Here is a 17,042-nt window from a genome sequence, read left to right on the forward strand (position 1 = left end):
AGCCCTATAAAGCATCACCCAGTATCCGGTCAATAATGATAGCAGCAGCAGTTCTTACAGATAAGTGGTTGTACCCATCAAGGTATCTAACCGGACGCAGCATTCTGTCACACATATCCAGAACCTGCGGTGCAAGACCATGAGCTGTACCAAACAGGAGCAGTATCGGTCGGTCCACCATTACGTCACGTAGTTGTTCGTAATGCATGTCGCCAGCCCCTCTGGCACTCGTCGCAACCAGTAGAGGGCGTTGGCCGGTACGCTCTATAATATCCTCGATCGCTTCCTGAACATAGCGGACGCCCTTGATAATCTGTAGGGCTTCCCCTCTATCCGGGTTAGCTGTTGTTCCCGCCCCTGTTACCCAGTGCTTGAGAATATCTGCAAGCATCTGTTGCTGGTCTTCAATCGGGGTAGAAATATAGTACCCACCAAGACCATAGGTGCATGAACAGCGGGCTATATCGTGGATGTCAAGATTTGTCAAAGAAACGGCAACAGATTTATTTTCTTTATTGACCACAGGGTAGTGCACCAGTGCGCAATAAAGGTTTCTTCCTATTCGTTCTCTGTCTTCATTCTTCAATGTTTCCATATCATTAGCGTCGAGTGGGGCACTATGAAGAATGTCGGGTCTTTCGTGCAGAGTAAGTTTTAAAGATTGTTCCTTGCGCCACTCTGCAATGCGCTTATGATCACCGGAGCGAAGAACCTCGGGAACTGTCAGCCCTTCATACTCGACGGGACGAGTATAGTGTGGGTATTCCAACAGTCCAGAGGAAAAGCTTTCCTCTTCACCGGAATCTTCGTGCCCCATGTAACCCGGAACAAGGCGGGCGGTAGATTCGATTATTGAAAGAGCAGCTGTTTCGCCACCGTTAAGAACGTAGTCTCCAATGGAAACCGGCTCGATGTCGAAAAGCTCTTCTAAACGGGCATCAAACCCTTCGTACCGACCGCAAATAATCGTGATATCTTCTTCCTTGGAAAGCTCTTTAGCCATGGACTGGGTAAATGGCTTTCCTTTAGGCGCCATCATAAGAATGCGCCCCGGCTTTTTGATATTGCGTAATGTTTGCACCAGCGGATCAAGCATCATAACCATACCGGGACCACCGCCATAAGGGCGATCATCAACAGTTTGGTGTCTGTCGGTCGCAAATGCACGCGGATTGTGAAAATCAAAAGCGACCAGACCGGAGTCCGACGCTTTTTTCATAAGTCCGCATGTTAACGCAGAGTCAAAAAACTCTGGGAAAAGGCTGACAATATTAAATTGCATAATGTGCGCTACTTCTCGCTTAGGTAAAGATCCAGCAAGCCGGGAGGCGGCGCTATGGTTACTGTATTTTCGTCAAGATCGATGTTGCTGACAAACTCTTCTGTAGCAGGGAAGAGTACTTCTTTTTTGTCTGTAGTTGTAATAACCCAGACTTCAGCTCCAAGGTTGAACTGAAATGCAGTAATACGACCAACTACAGAGCCGTCTTCTTGCACAACAGTCATTCCTTCCAACTGATGGAGGTACACTTCTTCTTCAGTAAGTTCCGGCAATTCAGCATCAGGAACCAAAACCTTCACATTACGTAACTCTTCAGCACAGTTTCTATTACGGCAACTTTCAAGCGTGAGTAATTCCTGCCCCTTGTGAGGGCGGGAAGAAATAACCTTGTGTTCAACAGGTTTATTTTTGCCTTTTTGAAGCCAGACTGTGTCTTTCAAGAGAAAAGGGGAGTCCGCGAAGTAATTAACGCAGACTTCCCCCCGCAATCCGTGTGGCTTGACTATCAATCCAATTTCAATGAAATGAGTTTCAGTCATATGCCCTTAGGACGTTCTATTCAAGAATTTCCAGAACAGAACGTTTCTTGGCTTTTGTGGAGGCGGCGCCGAGGATGGTCCGCATTGCACGAGCAGTGCGTCCCTGTTTGCCGATTACCTTGCCAAGGTCTTCTTTTGCAACCTTGAGTTCCAGAACAGAGGTCTGTTCACCTTCAACTTCGGTAACGATAACTTCGTCAGGGTTGTCCACCAGTGACTTAGCGATATACTCAACTAGATCTTTCAACACGACTCACCTCCACTCGTTGTTCAGCATGATATCAATATCAACTATCGATGACCTGCTGAGAGAAAGCTGTCAACAGAAAAAGCTACTTAGCTTTCTTGATAAGACCACGAACGGTTGGAGTAGGCTCAGCGCCTTCTGCAAGCCATTTCTCGATCTTTTCCATGTCGAGCTTGATTTCAGCTGGTTCTACCATAGGGTTGTAGTAACCGAGGTACTCAAGAGGACGTCCGTCGCGACGGCTCAGGTTGTTAGCAGCCACCACGCGGTAAAATGCACGCTTCTTGTTGCCCATACGGGTCAGTCTCAACTTAACGGCCATATTGGTGTTCTCCCATTATATTTTGTAATCATATGGTTTTTTTTCAAGAAAGCAATACTGACATTGTTGAGTCAGCGTATTTCTTTAACAGGAGCGAAATTATTTCTTTTTGCGCCCTTGTTTTTTCTTTTTCTTTGCTTTTTTGCGGGCGTCACGTTTTTTCTGGAGTTCCTTTTTTGTAGGGCCGGAGGAATCATCCATGCCCATTCCAGGAAATCCACCCATGCCCGGGAGTCCACCCATACCGGGTAAGCCACCCATGCCAGGCATGCCGCCCATGCCGCCAAGAGCATTCATATCAGGCATTTCGCCGCCACCTAAACCGCCCAGACCAGGAAGTTTAGGGAATTTGCCTTTTTTGCCCTTACCGCCACCCATCATTTGTTTCATCATTTGACGCATTTGGGTAAAGCTTTTGATAAGGTCGTTAACGTCTTTGAGTTTAAGACCACAACCTTTAGCAATACGCTCTTTGCGGCTCTGATTGATGAGCTGCGGATTGCGACGTTCCTGATTCGTCATTGAGTTGATAATAGCTTCAATGCGATTCAGTTCGCTATCCGGTACATTAAGATCGCCAAGTTTGTTCTTGAGCGCTCCCATGCCCGGAATCATTTTTAAGATGCTGTCCAAAGAGCCGAGTTTTTTCATACGGCGCATTTGAGTGCGGAAATCTTCAAAGTCGAATTCCGCTTTTTGCATCTTGCGCGCCATTTCTTCGGCTTCTTCTTCGCTTACTTCAGCTTGCGCTTTTTCAACGAGCGTAAGCACGTCGCCCATTCCAAGAATGCGACCTGCTATACGGTCCGGATGGAAAATTTCCATCTCAGAAAGTTTTTCACCCATACCGACAAATTTAACGGATTTGCCAGTGACGGATTTAATGGAAAGTGCTGCACCACCGCGTGCGTCACCGTCCATTTTGGTGAGTACTACACCAGAAATTTCAAGCTGGTCATTAAAGGATTCCGCAACAGTTACGGCGTCCTGACCGGTCATTGCGTCAGCAACAAACAGAATTTCCTGTGGAGAAACATCTCGTTTAATATTCGAGAGTTCTTCCATCAGTTGTTCGTCAATATGCAAACGACCTGCGGTATCGATGAGGACAACGTCGTATTCGTTCTCTTTTGCTTCAGCAAGAGCGGCGTTGGCAATATCTACCGGATTCATGTCCGGTGTTGACTGATACGCAGGAATACCAAGCTGTTTTGCCAGAGTATGCAACTGGTCAATCGCAGCAGGGCGGTATACGTCAGCAGGAACAAGGAAAGGTTTCTTGTTTTGCTTACGCAGTAAATTTGCAAGTTTTGCAGAGGAGGTAGTTTTACCGGAACCCTGCAAACCGACCATCATGATAACTGTCGGTTTTGAGCCAGAAAGATTGAGTTCTGTGGTGTCACCACCAAGCAGATCCACAAGCTCGTCGTGTACTATCTTGATTACCTGCTGTGCAGGGTTGACACCTTTCAGTACATCCTGACCAAGACATTTTTCGCCAACACGGGCGATAAATTCTTTAACAACTTTAAAGTTAACGTCTGCTTCGAGCAGCGCAAGGCGCACTTCTCTCAGGCCAGCCTGTACGTTTTCTTCGTTCAAGGTCTTTTGACCACTGAACTTTTCAAATACACCGTTTAATCTGTCAGATAAGGTCTCAAACATCAGCACTCCGCAAGATAGACATAAGAGATGGTTCGTTAAGTGAGATTACGAAATAAGTCAAGTTTAGAATGGCAAATGCCCAAGCCCTGACCGGCAAGCGAGGTTTACTGTATTTCATAATGAAAAGAAAGTATGCATTTTATCTAAGACAATGAGACGCAACGCTTATTATATTTATTTACAATATTTCAATATGTTAGAATTGAGTAGTTGTTTTTTGTCTGGTGATGGAGTGGTCGGTTTGTGTGTGAGGTTAATCTGAGCTCGTTGTAATCTGTTTGAATGTCGACTGAAAGATTGTTGAAAAAAAGTGCATAAAGTTTGAATGCCATTTCTGCGTATCAAGCGAGTGAATGGTCTGTAAGGGTAAGACCGTTAGTCAACGTTACCATGCGGAGTTTTACCTTTGCTTGCAGGGATTATGTGTCTGCTCAGATTACGCTTATGTCATGTGCGGGAAGTAACTGCTGCAACACATATGTCTTGTGGATGGATGCTGCTTGGTAGAATTTAACGATATCTAACTCTGTGATGAGTGCGCAGTCAGGACAGCTTGCGAGTTCTTCACATCTGTTTTTCCACATTTGCCCTTGGTATGGGGGGATTTCTTCCTGTCGTCCTTGCAGGAACGCTCCTTGCTCCATCGCAAGCTGCCAATATCCAGACCGCTGGTGTTTGTTGCCGGGGCTTGCAAAAATGATGGCAATTGAATCTTGAATTTTTTCAAAAGGAACTGGGTGAGGGTCGGAAAGGTCTGGTCTGCGTTCAGCAAATTGGATGAAAAGAGAATAAAGAGCCTCTGCGGCTTCCATGAAGTCGTCAGGATTATGTCTTCGGATTTTTTCACCCTGCGCAGTGGGTTGGTATGACCACGTCAGGTAGGGGATATCTGGAAACGAGGTCGCAGCACCGTGTCCTAGTGCTGCTGTTGTTTGCGCTGCTTGGATGTCTGGTTGAATGTATTTGAATTTATCTAGAAAGTGGGCACGCTCCGAATCAAGGGTTGCAACCTCGGTTACAGGCTCATGTATTGCGATGGTTTCTTGCGTGATTTGATTGTACTGAGAACTGGCACCGGAAAAATTATGATGAGAAAAGGTATCTGCGATAACATGTGCGGCTATACCTATTAGCATAGGGGCAAAAGTAGTGTCTGCCAAAAGCAAGTGATGTGCTGCCATTTCAGCAGTCGTCGCACTGTTTTTTTTGCAGATGAGGCGTTCTGTAAAGGTGCCGCCGGAGGCTCCCGGTAGAAAATGAAATGGAATCCAGATGTTGCGTTGTGCGTCTGTAGAACAGTGCGCTGTTTGCTGGAAGTGGTGTCCTGTCGGAGTAGTGTTTAGTTGTCCACCATCTGCAAAACAAATGGATGATGATTCGACATTATCATCCACAAATTGAGAGGCTGTGGCAACAAGCTCTGCAGTCTCTTGATTCAGTCCAGCTGCACGTGCAAGTGTATATGTTCCGTAATAATGCATATCTATCTGCATAGGGTTCTCCTAGTTCAGCGATGATAGTGTAGAGCCACCCCGATGCAGAAGACATAGTTTTGTTGAGATTAGAACTCAGTTATTTAATACAATTTCTTCTTTTGCCTGATGCTATTAGAAAAGGGTGCAGCCTTCACGGTTGCACCCTTTTTATGTAACTAAAATGTGTTTTGCGGTTATGCGAAGCTTTCAATAGCGCGTTTAAACCCGTCAGCTGATCGTTTGATGACTTCTTCTTCTACGCAGAAAGTGAGTCGGAAATATCCAGGGCCGCCAAATCCGGAACCTGGTACTGCGAGGATTTTTTCTTCCATAAGACGGTTGCAGAACGCCACATCGTCTCCACCCGGTGCTTTAGGGAAGAAGTAGAATGCACCTTTAGGCAAGTGGAAGTCATAGCCTGCATCAGTAAGAACTTTTGCCATAGCATCGCGGCGTTTTTCATAAATTACGGGATCAACCTGAGCGGTAAGCGCTGCTTTGAGCATATGTTGTCCCACAACCGGAGGGTTCACAAAACCGAGGATGCGGTTTGTAAGCATCAGTCCGTTAATAAGCTCCTGACGAGCTTCCATGCGTGGAGTAACGGCAATATACCCGACTCGTTCTCCTGCCATAGACAGGTTTTTGGAGAACGAAGACATAACAATTGCGTAGTCATACAGTGGAAGGACGCTTGGAACATCTATGCCGTCAAAAGCCAGAAAGCGGTAAGGTTCATCAGAAATAAGGTAAACAGGGCGATTGTTCGCCTTGGTATGTTTTTCAAGAACCGCTGCAAGTGCTGTGAGCTCTTCTTTAGTATATACAGCGCCTGTAGGGTTGTTTGGAGAATTTATGATGAGTGCCCGAGTTTTTGGTGTAATGGCTGCATCAATTGCGTCAATGTCTAGTTCGAAGGTGTCCGGCTTGGACATAACAGTGCGGAACGTGGCTTGATGGTTGGAGGCGTAAAAGCCGTATTCAACAAAAAAAGGTGCCACAGCGAGTACTTCGTCACCCGGTTCCATGACTGCACGGAAGAAAGCATTCATAGCACCAGCAGCGCCGCATGTGAGCACGGTGTCTTCTGCTGTGATTGCAACGCCTTGTTCCTTCAAGACTAAATCAGCAATAATCTGGCGTGCCCACGGAAAGCCGCCGTTCGGCATATAACCGAAGGTAAACGGGGTAGTTGTCTCTTTTGCAAGATCGCCGAGGATGTCGCCTATCATTGATGGTGCGGGAACGTCAGGGTTGCCGAGACTAAAGTCGCAAACCGCATCTGCACCATATTGTTTCTTTAAAGCGATGCCGGATTCAAACATTTTTCTGATCCATGAAGAGTTTTCGATGAATCCGGAAATTTGAGAGGAAAGAAGTTGCATGAGATACCTCGTATAAAATGCGTCAAATTTTACTAAATTGTTATCAAAAATTGATAGGCAATCTTGCGCGAAGTGTCCAGTTAAGGGCTACAAAAAAACGCCGCACTCAAGAGTACGGCGTTTTTCGCTTTAAAAAGGTTCAGCTTCCATGCGGAGTCTGTTCCGTCTGTTCACTGCAAACTGTCTGTTGACTTCTGCAATGTTCTTTTTCTGACGGTTTTCATGAATTTCGCTTGCATGGAAAATTCCTTTTGCAGGATTTTCTGAAGCAACGAGTTCGCGAAAAGCGTCTTCAATGGCTTTCAGCTCGCTGTCATATTGCTTAATCAGCGCTTCTACCTCTGGAATTGTTGTCGGCAAAGACTCTACGTCTTTTTGGTTTGTCTCCACTCATTTCCTCCCTAGGCTTACGAACCATAGTTGGTTCTGGAAGTGTATTGTAGAACATCCAGAATGTAGGCATCAGGTCTGTGATGGTGCCAGGGTTGGACAACTGAAGCGGACGGTTGATGAACGCAAGCTGTCCAAGAGCCATGGTCCAGAACGCATCTGGGCTTGTCCAGATTTTGGCATGAGGAATGTCTGCATTTGGATGCACTTTGTTATCTTCAAGCAGCATGTTGGCTTGAGCTACAAAGCTTTCGATAACTTCAACAGAAGTACCGGCAGGTGCAGCAGGCAACTCAACAGGGCTTTTGGTGGCAGCAGCCTTGATGCAGGTAAGTGCCATTGCCAACGGGAAGTAGTTGGAAGACAGGTTCTGCATGTTAACAGCGTCGGTGGAGTGACCGCGTTCAGGCTTGGTAGCTACAATGCTATCCGGCTTGATTGCAATTGTAAGACCGACAGATTTAAGCAATGCAACAACAGCATCACCTTCGGCAGTATCAAGCGGCCATGTACCGCGCAGTGCAACTTTACCGCCTGCAAAAGCAGGGTAGGCAAGGATGCTTGCACAGATTGTCGGGTCCATGGTGATTGCCGGATATACAGGGAAATCTGGTTCTTCTGGAGAAATAGCGCAGCTAGTGCCTTCGATGCTGTATTCAATACCTGCGGATTCGAAGATAGGGTCGACGATTGCAAGTGCATTGGTAGCCGCAGCGTTTTGTGAAAGATCAATTGTAACGTCTGCTTTCCATGTAGTTGCAGCAACGAGTACTGCAACAACAGCTTCTTCAGAAAGATTTTCTGGAACAACGACTGTCTCTGGAATGATGCCGGAGCATTCGAGACGAGCAGGCAGTCCATTGGAGCGTGGTATAACATGCGCAATACGTGCTCCAAGCTGTGGAAGGAAATTGCGGAATGCAGAGAGGTCTGCATCCTTTAATGTAGAGCCGCCTGTCAGCTTGAGTGTGCCGTGGCTTGCCGCAGCCTGAAGAGCTAAGAGGTATACGTTGAATTCGCTGTTACCTGCGAAAATAACCTTGTCGGCAAAGTCAAGAGCTTTTGATTCTTTGCAGAAAAGGTCGTTGCCTTTCCAGCTAAGACGTGCGCCAGCCTGATTAAAGCCTTTTACAAGGTCGGATACCGGATGAGCAGTAGAAATACCTGTGAGGTTGCACTCTACGCCGTTTGCAGCTGCGAGAGCAATCCAGATTTGTGTAGGACAGAGCGCAGCAGGACCTGTAATGTCAACATTTACAGGCTGTGTGTTTGGTGCAAGACCAAAGCTGTTCTGGTCTTCTGCATCGTCACGAGAGATAAACTCAATGTCCTGAAGCAGTGTAAACATCTGATGCGCGAGGCGAGGGTCTCTGCTGAATTTGGTAGCAGATTCTTCCCATGCCAGACGAATTCTTTTTTCATTAGAAATTGAATCTGTGCCCGCGCCTTCTTTTTTGCGGCGGCGGGTTTTCTTAAGAAGCTTGGATCGACGAGCCAACAGTTTTAAAAGCTCGACATCAAGCTCGGAAATTTCTTCAACGAGGGTCATATTTTTTTTCATTAGAATGTAGCCTTACTTTGGTGGTGTGGCGTTCCCCCTAGCCTGAAACCGCGTGAGTCGCAAGTGGAAATTGGGCTTTCAGAAAAAAAGTCGCGTTTTAAGAAATGTAACATACCAATAGAAGCCGTGCGATTGATAGACAACAAGCTTGCGATATTTAGAAAGGACTCAATGGCATGCTGGAGCAGGTATTAACTGAGCACTCAAACTAATGTGATATTTTTCACAAGGGTGTGGATTGAGTAAAACAGGATAGCTATCGTGAATGAGTGAACAAGCTGTAAAAGAGGTGAGTGCGTGCGACTCTCTGTTTAACTTATTGAATTTAAGTACTATTTGCTGGATGGTGCTCAGAGGCTATATGAGCAAGTGAAAAAAGGTATAAAGTTCTGGCTGAATCGCTTGCAACATCCTGCCAATAATTGTAAATGTCTTGTGTCCATTAGGTCTTATCCAGTGGGGCAAGATTTTTGTTTCTTGAAAAAGTGAATGTAAAAACAGTAAGTTAAAGAAAAAGGCAAAGTCTTTGTGAAAAAAGTGAACAAGACGCTTGACCTTATCTCCAAAGCTTTGTTAGAACTTTCACAAGCGATACGGAAAGCGCCCGTATCGTAGTCTCCCTCTGATTCGGTGGAGCCTAGATGAGGCAGGAACAGATTCCTGCTTTATCGACTCCATCGAGTGGTGGACCCCATCGTGGGAAAAAAGTTTTTAGGTAAACCCCTTAATCGTTGTGTTGGAGGATTAGGTATGCCGACATATGTAGACCCGTCCAAGTGTGATGGCTGCAAAGGTGGCGAGAAAACCGCTTGCATGTACATCTGCCCCAACGACCTCATGATTCTCGATGCAGATGAAATGAAGGCCTTCAACCAGGAGCCAGAAGCATGCTGGGAATGCTACTCCTGTGTTAAAATTTGTCCTCAGGGCGCAATTACAGCACGTCCATACGCTGACTTTGCACCTTTAGGTGGCACTTGTATCCCAATGCGTTCCGCTGATTCTATCATGTGGACCGTTAAATTCCGTAACGGTAATGTAAAACGCTTCAAATTCCCAATCCGTACTACTCCTGAAGGCTCCATTAAGCCTTTCGAAGGTAAGCCGGAACCAACAGATCTTGACAACGAACTGCTCTTTACTGAAGCAGAGCTTGTTGCTCCGATCGAAGCTATGGGTCAGAAGTTTGAAGTTGCAGATGCTGACATCACAATGGTCAAAAAGGCCTCTGCAGTTTAATTTTTACGGAATTTATTCCTAAGGAGATATTATCATGCCGATGATTCCCGCAAAGGAACAGCCAAGAGGCGTAGCAATTGCTGAACCTGCAATTGTAGAACATGATGTTGATATCCTCATGGTTGGCGGTGGTATGGGTAACTGTGGTGCAGCATTTGAAGCCGTACGTTGGGCTGAAAAATACGCACCAGAGCTGAAAATTCTGCTCGTTGATAAAGCTGCACTCGAACGTTCCGGTGCTGTTGCACAGGGTCTTTCTGCTATTAACACCTACCTTGGTGATAACACTGCAGATGACTACGTTCGTATGGTTCGTACTGACCTCATGGGTCTCGTACGTGAAGACCTTATCTTCGACCTTGGTCGTCACGTTGATGACTCTGTTCACCTCTTTGAAGAGTGGGGCCTCCCTTGCTGGATCAAAGACGAGAACGAAAAGAACCTCGACGGTGCTGCTGCTAAAGCTGCTGGCAAGTCTCTCCGTAACGGTGACGCACCAGTTCGCTCCGGTCGCTGGCAGATGATGATTAACGGTGAAGCATACAAATGTATCGTTGCTGAAGCTGCTAAAAACGCACTCGGCGAAGAGCGCATTCAGGAACGTATCTTTATTGTTAAGCTTCTTCTCGACGCTAACGAAGAAAACCGCATCGCTGGTGCTGTTGGCTTTAACCTTCGTGATAACGAAGTACACGTTTACCGTACCAATGCTATGGTTGTAGCATGTGGTGGTGCTGTTAACGTTTACAAGCCACGTTCTACCGGTGAAGGTATGGGTCGTGCATGGTACCCAGTATGGAACGCAGGTTCCACTTACACCATGTGTGCTCAGGTTGGCGCAGAAATGACCATGATGGAAAACCGCTTCGTACCAGCTCGTTTTAAAGATGGTTACGGTCCGGTAGGTGCATGGTTCCTTCTCTTTAAAGCTAAAGCTACTAACTTCCGTGGCGAAGACTACTGCGTAACTAACCGCGCAATGCTCAAGCCATACGAAGATCGCGGCTACGCTAAAGGTCACATCATTCCGACCTGTCTGCGTAACCACATGATGCTCCGTGAAATGCGTGAAGGTCGTGGTCCAATTTACATGGATACCAAGACTGCACTTCAGACCACATTCGAAACTCTTACTCCTGCTGAACAGAAACACCTTGAGTCTGAAGCATGGGAAGATTTCCTCGACATGTGTGTTGGCCAGGCTAACCTCTGGGCTGCAATGAACATTCAGCCTGAAGAAACTGGCTCTGAAATCATGCCTACAGAACCTTACCTCCTCGGCTCCCACTCCGGTTGTTGTGGTATCTGGACTTCCGGTCCAGACGAAGAATGGGTTCCTGAAGACTACAAAGTACGTGCTGCTAACGGTAAAGTATACAACCGTATGACTACCGTTATGGGCCTCTGGACTTGTGCTGACGGTGTTGGTGCATCTGGTCACAAGTTCTCCTCCGGTTCTCACGCAGAAGGTCGTATTTGTGGTAAGCAGATGGTTCGCTGGTGCATCGACCACAAAGATTACAAACCTGCAGTTGCTGAAGACTCCAAAGATCTCGCTAAGCTGATCTACCGTCCATTCGACAACTACATGGCTGGTAAAGACGTATCTACTGACCCAGTTGTTAACCCAGAGTACATCTCTCCTAAGAACTTCATGATGCGTCTGGTTAAAGCAACTGACGAATACGGTGGCGGTGTTAGCACATACTACACCACTTCTGAAGCAGCATTGAACACAGGTTTCCACCTCCTCGATATGCTCGAAGAAGACTCCCTCAAACTGGCTGCTCGTGACCTTCACGAACTCCTCCGTTGTTGGGAAAACTACCATCGTCTCTGGACTGTACGTCTCCACATGCAGCACATCGCATTCCGTACTGAAACCCGCTACCCTGGTTTCTACTACCGTGCTGACTTCATGGGTCTTGACGACGCAAAATGGAAGTGCTTCTGTAACTCCAAATACGATCCAAAGACTGGTGAAACCACCGTCTTCAAGAAGCCTTACTACCAGATCATTCCTACTGCATAATCTGTAGAGCTTCTTACTGAACGTCCGGGGCGGTTGCGGGACACCGCAATCGCCCCTTTTTCTTCCCTTATCAATCCGGTCTAAGCTGAGACAGTGAGCGCTCAACTTATTGTCTTAGCTTAGGCCGTTTTGACTATAGGCCCGAAACAATTGTAGGGAGGATTGCTAAATGTCGAACTCCATACTCGTCGTCGGAGGCGGATTCAGCGGCCTTACAGCCGCCCTTGAAGCTGCTGAGCTCGGCTACGAAGTGTACATCGTTGAGAAATCACCATTTCTCGGCGGCAGAGTGGCACAGCTGAACAAATATTTTCCAAAGCTCTGCCCTCCATCCTGTGGATTGGAGATTCAGTACCAGCGCATCAAAAAGAATCCGAATGTTAAGTTCTTAACTATGGCTACTGTGGATTCTGTTGAAGGTGAAGCTGGAAACTTTACTGTTAAAGTTTCTATTGCTCCACGCTGTACTGCTCCGAGCAGTGCTGATCTTGGTGAACTTGCTGCTTCTCTTGAAAGTGAAGTTGCAGATGAGTTCAACCTTGGTCTTGCAACCCGTAAACCACTTTACATGGACACGCCGTTTGCGTTCCCGAACCGTTACGTTCTGGAACCGAATAAACTGAGCAGTGCTGACGCAATTAAAGTCGGTGCTTCTGAAGCGTGTGATATGAATGAAGCTGCAAAAGAGATCGAACTCTCAGTTGGCAGCATCGTTCTTGCTACTGGTTGGAAACCATATGATGTAACCAACCTGACCAACCTTGGCGCAGGCCAGATTACCAACTGTATTTCCAACATGCAGATGGAACGCCTCGCATCTCCTAACGGTCCTACAGATGGTGCTATCTCTCGTCCTTCAGACGAAAAAGCACCTGAAAACATTGCTTTTGTGCAGTGTGCAGGTTCCCGTGACCAGAACCACTTAGGCTTCTGTTCTTACATCTGCTGTATGGCTTCTTTGAAACAGGCTCTGTACGTTCGCGAACAGTACCCTGATGCAGATGTTACCATCTACTACATTGATATGCGTACTCCTGGTCGTTACGACAAGTTTATGCGCAAAGCTATTGCCGACGAGAAGCTGCACCTCGTTAAAGGTAAAGTAGCTGGTGTAGAAGAAGATGCTGCAACAGGCGATGTGATTGTTGAAGTTGAAGATGCTGTTAAAGGCCACAAAGCCAAAATTCGTCATGACATGGTAGTTCTTGCTACCGGTATGCAGCCAAGCCTTGCAGGTGAAGCTAACCCGTTTGGTGTCACTCTTGATGACGAAGGCTTTGTTGTAGATGGCGAAGCTAAAGGTATCTTCTCCGCTGGTTGTGCTCAAAAGCCTCTGGATGTTATGCGTACTGCTCAGTCTGGTACTAGCGCTGCGCTTAAAGCAATCCAGACGGTTCGTGGGAGGTAGGTAGAATGGCCGAAAAAATTGGCGTATATTTTGACCAGTCTGCATTAGGCATCATTGATGCTGAAGAGCTGAGCACTGGCGTATCTAACAAGTTTGGCGATGCCTGCCCTGTAGTAAAAGTTTTTCCTGTGCTTGCAGCACCAAGTGCACGCGAAGAAATTAAAAAAGACATCGTTGAACAAGGGTTGGACGGAATCGCAATTTGTGGTTCTTCCCCTCGTGTTGACTGGGATATCTACGAGTTTGAGAACGTTATTGTAGAGCGCATTAACCTGCGTGAACAATGTGCAATGGCGTACAAAAACCCGGATGGAACTATCCCTGCTGCTGGCGGCGCTGCTCCTGAATTGCTTATGGCCATGGCTAAAGACTACGTAACCATGGGTATTATTAAGCTTCAGAAAACAGCAGTACCAGAGCCACCTGAGTTTGAAGCTGTTAAAACCATTCTCGTTCTCGGTGGTGGTTGGGCAGGTCTTACTGCAGCAAAACAGGCTGCTGATTACGGCTATGATGTAATTCTTGTGGAAAAAGATGCTCAGCTCGGCGGTAAAGCGCTGAACATGCTCAAAACTGTTCCACTTGAGTTCCCGTATGAAGAAGCTCACGACACTGGTCTTGAAGCAAAAATTGAAGAAGTAACAGCACACGAAAAAGTTACAGTTGTTCTCAACGCAACTGTTGAAAAACTTGCTGGTACTCCAGGTCAGTACACTGCACAGGTTGCTGGTCAGGAATACAGTGTAGGTGCAGTTGTTCTTGCTGCTGGCTGGAAACCAATGGATAACGAACTGCTCGCTCCATTTGGTTACGGTAGCATGCCGAACATTGTTACTTCTGCTGAATATGAAAAGCTTGCTAAAGAAGGCAAACTTGACGCTAAGCGTGTTGCATTTATCGTTAACACCGAAACTGTGACAGGCGGCGACATTTACGCAGCTCCGGAAGAAGCAGAAGCTACTGAATCTGATGAGGAAGCGGAAGACGGTTACGTACATGAGGACTTAGAGTCCGTTCGTCACCTTGCTTACTCAAGCTACGTAAACTCAATGATTGCTCTTAAACAGGCAAACTACCTTTGTGATGCGCATGAAGATGCACGTGCATATGTATTGTACGATTCCATGGTAGTTCCAGGTATTCATGAGCGTTACTACAAAGCAGCTCAGGATCGTCTTGGCATTATGATGTCCAAGGCTGATATCAAAGGCATTACTGAAGAAGAAGGCTCTCTCGTAGTTTCAGCTGGCAACACTCTTATGGGTGATGACGTTGAAATTCCAGTAGATATGGTTGTTCTTCCTACCGGTATTGTTCCTGCGACTGCTAAAGATCCGGTAATGAACTTTGAATACCGTCAGGGACCTGCGTTCCCTGATCTCGACCTCTTCGACGGTTATGCAGATTCTAACTACATCTGCTTCCCATATGAAACTCGTCGTACCGGTGTTTATGCAGCAGGTTGTGTTCGTCAGCCAATGATGATGGACGCTGCTGAAGAAGATGCAATCGGTGCTACCATGAAAGCAATTCAGTGTGTTGAATCTTCCAACCACGGTGTTGCAGTTCATCCTCGTTCCGGTGACCTTAGCTACCCTGTATTCAACTTTGTTCGTTGTACACAGTGTAAGCGTTGCACCGAAGAGTGTCCGTTTGGCGCTTTGGATGATGACGAAAAAGGTACTCCGCTTCCAAACTTCAGCCGCTGTCGCCGCTGTGGTACCTGTATGGGTGCATGTCCAGAACGTGTTATCTCCTTCGATAACTACAACATTGACCAGATCGGTTCTATGATCCGTGAAATCGATGTACCGGACGACATGGAACAGGGCGGACCGCGTGTTCTGATTCTCGCATGTGAAAACGACGCATACCCTGCACTCGACATGGCTGCAATTCGTGGCAAATCATGGAGCCCATACGTACGTATTATTCCAGTACGTTGTCTTGGTTCTGTTAACGCCATCTGGGTTGCTGATGCAATGTCCAAAGGTATTGACGGCGTTATGCTGCTCGGTTGTAAGTACGGTGATGACTACCAGTGCCACTTTGTAAAAGGCTCTGAGATTTGTAATCGTCGTAAAGACAACATCGCTGAAACTCTGGAACGCCTTGGTGTAGAACCTGACCGCGTAGAACAGTATGAAGTTGCAATTGACGAGTACGACAAAGTACCTGGCATGATTGATGACTTCATGGACATGGTCTTCGAGAAAGGTCCTAACCCATTCAAGGGCTACTAGGAGGAGATGGAAAATGGCTCAAAGAATCGAACCTGATCTTCAGTTTGTGAAAGAATTGCAAGCTGTAGGTGGGGACTCGCTGAAAAAGTGCTACCAGTGCGCCACATGCAGCGTAGCCTGCCCCATCTCTCCGGCAAGCAATCCTTACCCTCGTAAGGAGATGGTATGGGCTTCTTGGGGGCTTAAAGATAAGCTCCTGAATAACCCGGATATCTGGCTTTGTCACAACTGCGGTACTTGTTCCGACATGTGTCCGCGTGGTGCAAAACCGGGCGATCTTCTTGCAGCTCTGCGTAATATGGCATACCAGCGCATCAACCCGCTGCCGGTAATCGGTAAATGGCTTTCTAGCCCTAAATACCTGATTAACCTCATTGCCATTCCTGCAATCATTTGGGCCGTTGTCTGGTTCATTCGTGCAGGGCAGATCGGTTCCTTCTTCCCTGAAGGTGAGATTGTTTACGGCAAGCTTTTCCCTGGTGATTTCACCATTGACCCTATTTTTATGATCACTTTCTTCGGAATGGTGGGCATATTCTTCAAGGGAGCTAAAAATCTTCTGGCTACCTTTAAGCCGGAAGGTGAAGTACTCGTACTTGGTAAACAAAAATCCATGTTCCGATGCTTCATTGATGTCCTTGTTGAAGAAGTGGCAACACATAAGAAGTTCAAAGATTGTGGCGATGATAAGTCTGATCGCAAAACCGGTCACTTGCTTGTTTTCTACGCATTCCTTGCTCTTATGGTCGTAACCGGACTTATTGCTGTATCCCACTGGGGCGGCAAACTTATCCCGATGATTGATCTTTTGCACACACCACTTAACCTGCTTAACCCTGTTAAGATTCTGGCTAACCTCGGTGCTATTGCTTTGATCGTTGGTATGGCAATCCTTACCAATAACCGTCGCGGTAAAGATCCGGAAAAAACCAAGTCTAATTACTACGACTGGTATCTGTTGAATGTTATCTGGGCAGTCGCTCTGACAGGCGTATTATCCGAGCTTTTCCGCTTGGCCGCTATCCCCCAGATTGCGTACTCCGTGTACTACGTTCACTTGGTAACTGTATGGATGCTCTTCGCGTACCTTCCTTGGTCTAAACTTGGCCATATTGTGTACCGTACCATCGCGCTTACCTATGTACGTCACATGGGACGCCAATAAGAAACGACTATGTGCCTGCTTAGGCAGGCACACTTCTTAAAACAAGAAAAGACAATCACAAAAACAAATCTTTCCTTGATAATAGGAGG

At 46.7% G+C, this 17,042-nt stretch carries 14 protein-coding genes; 5 read left to right on the forward strand and 9 right to left on the reverse strand.

From position 1 onward, the window contains the following. Window positions 1-4: 4 nt before the first annotated feature. From trmD to N4A56_RS04660, 9 genes are all read right to left on the reverse strand, one after another. On the reverse strand, window positions 5-1,282 hold the full coding sequence (trmD, locus tag N4A56_RS04620; protein ID WP_293670473.1) for a tRNA (guanosine(37)-N1)-methyltransferase TrmD: 1,278 nt from the start codon (window positions 1,280-1,282) through the stop codon (window positions 5-7). A gap of 8 nt (window positions 1,283-1,290) precedes the next feature. After that, on the reverse strand, window positions 1,291-1,821 hold the full coding sequence (gene rimM, locus N4A56_RS04625) for a ribosome maturation factor RimM (RefSeq protein ID WP_295545363.1): 531 nt from the start codon (window positions 1,819-1,821) through the stop codon (window positions 1,291-1,293). Between the two features lie 16 nt (window positions 1,822-1,837). Then, window positions 1,838-2,071: a KH domain-containing protein gene (locus tag N4A56_RS04630; protein WP_066852339.1), complete on the reverse strand. Its 234-nt coding sequence runs from the start codon at window positions 2,069-2,071 to the stop codon at window positions 1,838-1,840. Window positions 2,072-2,153: 82 nt separating this feature from the next. Beyond that, entirely contained in the window at window positions 2,154-2,390 is a 237-nt protein-coding gene (rpsP, locus tag N4A56_RS04635; protein WP_066852338.1) for a 30S ribosomal protein S16, read from the reverse strand. A gap of 99 nt (window positions 2,391-2,489) precedes the next feature. Then, complete coding sequence (gene ffh / locus N4A56_RS04640) at window positions 2,490-4,055, reverse strand: signal recognition particle protein (RefSeq protein WP_293670480.1); 1,566 nt, start codon at window positions 4,053-4,055, stop codon at window positions 2,490-2,492. 431 nt (window positions 4,056-4,486) lie between these two features. Then, window positions 4,487-5,548, reverse strand: a complete 1,062-nt coding sequence (locus tag N4A56_RS04645; protein WP_295545366.1) for a DUF6765 family protein — start codon at window positions 5,546-5,548, stop codon at window positions 4,487-4,489. Window positions 5,549-5,724: 176 nt separating this feature from the next. Beyond that, a complete protein-coding gene (locus tag N4A56_RS04650; RefSeq protein WP_295545368.1) occupies window positions 5,725-6,915 on the reverse strand; it encodes a pyridoxal phosphate-dependent aminotransferase in 1,191 nt (396 codons plus the stop codon). A 129-nt stretch (window positions 6,916-7,044) separates the two neighbouring features. Next, entirely contained in the window at window positions 7,045-7,305 is a 261-nt protein-coding gene (locus N4A56_RS04655; protein WP_295545370.1) for a hypothetical protein, read from the reverse strand. Further along, complete coding sequence (locus N4A56_RS04660) at window positions 7,238-8,866, reverse strand: 3-phosphoshikimate 1-carboxyvinyltransferase (protein ID WP_295545372.1); 1,629 nt, start codon at window positions 8,864-8,866, stop codon at window positions 7,238-7,240. Before N4A56_RS04660 ends, N4A56_RS04655 begins: the two co-directional genes overlap by 68 nt. Before the next feature lie 750 nt (window positions 8,867-9,616). On the opposite strand from N4A56_RS04660, the gene aprB reads away from it, so the two are divergent. The 5 genes from aprB (at window position 9,617) to qmoC (ending at window position 16,953) form a co-directional block, all read left to right on the forward strand. Further along, window positions 9,617-10,105 carry an adenylyl-sulfate reductase subunit beta gene (gene aprB / locus N4A56_RS04665; RefSeq protein ID WP_293670489.1) on the forward strand — a complete coding sequence of 163 codons (489 nt, stop codon included), beginning with the start codon at window positions 9,617-9,619 and terminating at the stop codon, window positions 10,103-10,105. A 34-nt stretch (window positions 10,106-10,139) separates the two neighbouring features. Beyond that, a complete protein-coding gene (gene aprA, locus N4A56_RS04670) occupies window positions 10,140-12,137 on the forward strand; it encodes an adenylyl-sulfate reductase subunit alpha (protein WP_293670491.1) in 1,998 nt (665 codons plus the stop codon). Between the two features lie 169 nt (window positions 12,138-12,306). Beyond that, on the forward strand, window positions 12,307-13,545 hold the full coding sequence (locus tag N4A56_RS04675) for an FAD-dependent oxidoreductase (RefSeq protein WP_293670493.1): 1,239 nt from the start codon (window positions 12,307-12,309) through the stop codon (window positions 13,543-13,545). A gap of 5 nt (window positions 13,546-13,550) precedes the next feature. Next, entirely contained in the window at window positions 13,551-15,788 is a 2,238-nt protein-coding gene (locus tag N4A56_RS04680; protein ID WP_293670495.1) for a hydrogenase iron-sulfur subunit, read from the forward strand. 13 nt (window positions 15,789-15,801) lie between these two features. Then, entirely contained in the window at window positions 15,802-16,953 is a 1,152-nt protein-coding gene (qmoC, locus tag N4A56_RS04685) for a quinone-interacting membrane-bound oxidoreductase complex subunit QmoC (RefSeq protein WP_293670497.1), read from the forward strand. Window positions 16,954-17,042 lie beyond the last annotated feature (89 nt).

The organism is Halodesulfovibrio sp., from assembly GCF_025210605.1.
Taxonomy (GTDB): Bacteria; Desulfobacterota; Desulfovibrionia; order Desulfovibrionales; family Desulfovibrionaceae; genus Halodesulfovibrio.

Excerpts from the sequence above, each read along its gene's own strand:
- trmD (WP_293670473.1), bottom strand. The coding sequence starts at position 1,282 with ATGCAATTTAATATTGTCAGCCTTTTCCCAGAGTTTTTTGACTCTGCG.
- rimM (WP_295545363.1), bottom strand. The coding sequence starts at position 1,821 with ATGACTGAAACTCATTTCATTGAAATTGGATTGATAGTCAAGCCACAC.
- rpsP (WP_066852338.1), bottom strand. The coding sequence starts at position 2,390 with ATGGCCGTTAAGTTGAGACTGACCCGTATGGGCAACAAGAAGCGTGCA.
- ffh (WP_293670480.1), bottom strand. The coding sequence starts at position 4,055 with ATGTTTGAGACCTTATCTGACAGATTAAACGGTGTATTTGAAAAGTTC.
- N4A56_RS04645 (WP_295545366.1), bottom strand. The coding sequence starts at position 5,548 with ATGCAGATAGATATGCATTATTACGGAACATATACACTTGCACGTGCA.
- N4A56_RS04650 (WP_295545368.1), bottom strand. The coding sequence starts at position 6,915 with ATGCAACTTCTTTCCTCTCAAATTTCCGGATTCATCGAAAACTCTTCA.
- N4A56_RS04660 (WP_295545372.1), bottom strand. The coding sequence starts at position 8,866 with ATGAAAAAAAATATGACCCTCGTTGAAGAAATTTCCGAGCTTGATGTC.
- aprB (WP_293670489.1), top strand. The coding sequence starts at position 9,617 with ATGCCGACATATGTAGACCCGTCCAAGTGTGATGGCTGCAAAGGTGGC.
- aprA (WP_293670491.1), top strand. The coding sequence starts at position 10,140 with ATGCCGATGATTCCCGCAAAGGAACAGCCAAGAGGCGTAGCAATTGCT.
- N4A56_RS04675 (WP_293670493.1), top strand. The coding sequence starts at position 12,307 with ATGTCGAACTCCATACTCGTCGTCGGAGGCGGATTCAGCGGCCTTACA.
- N4A56_RS04680 (WP_293670495.1), top strand. The coding sequence starts at position 13,551 with ATGGCCGAAAAAATTGGCGTATATTTTGACCAGTCTGCATTAGGCATC.
- qmoC (WP_293670497.1), top strand. The coding sequence starts at position 15,802 with ATGGCTCAAAGAATCGAACCTGATCTTCAGTTTGTGAAAGAATTGCAA.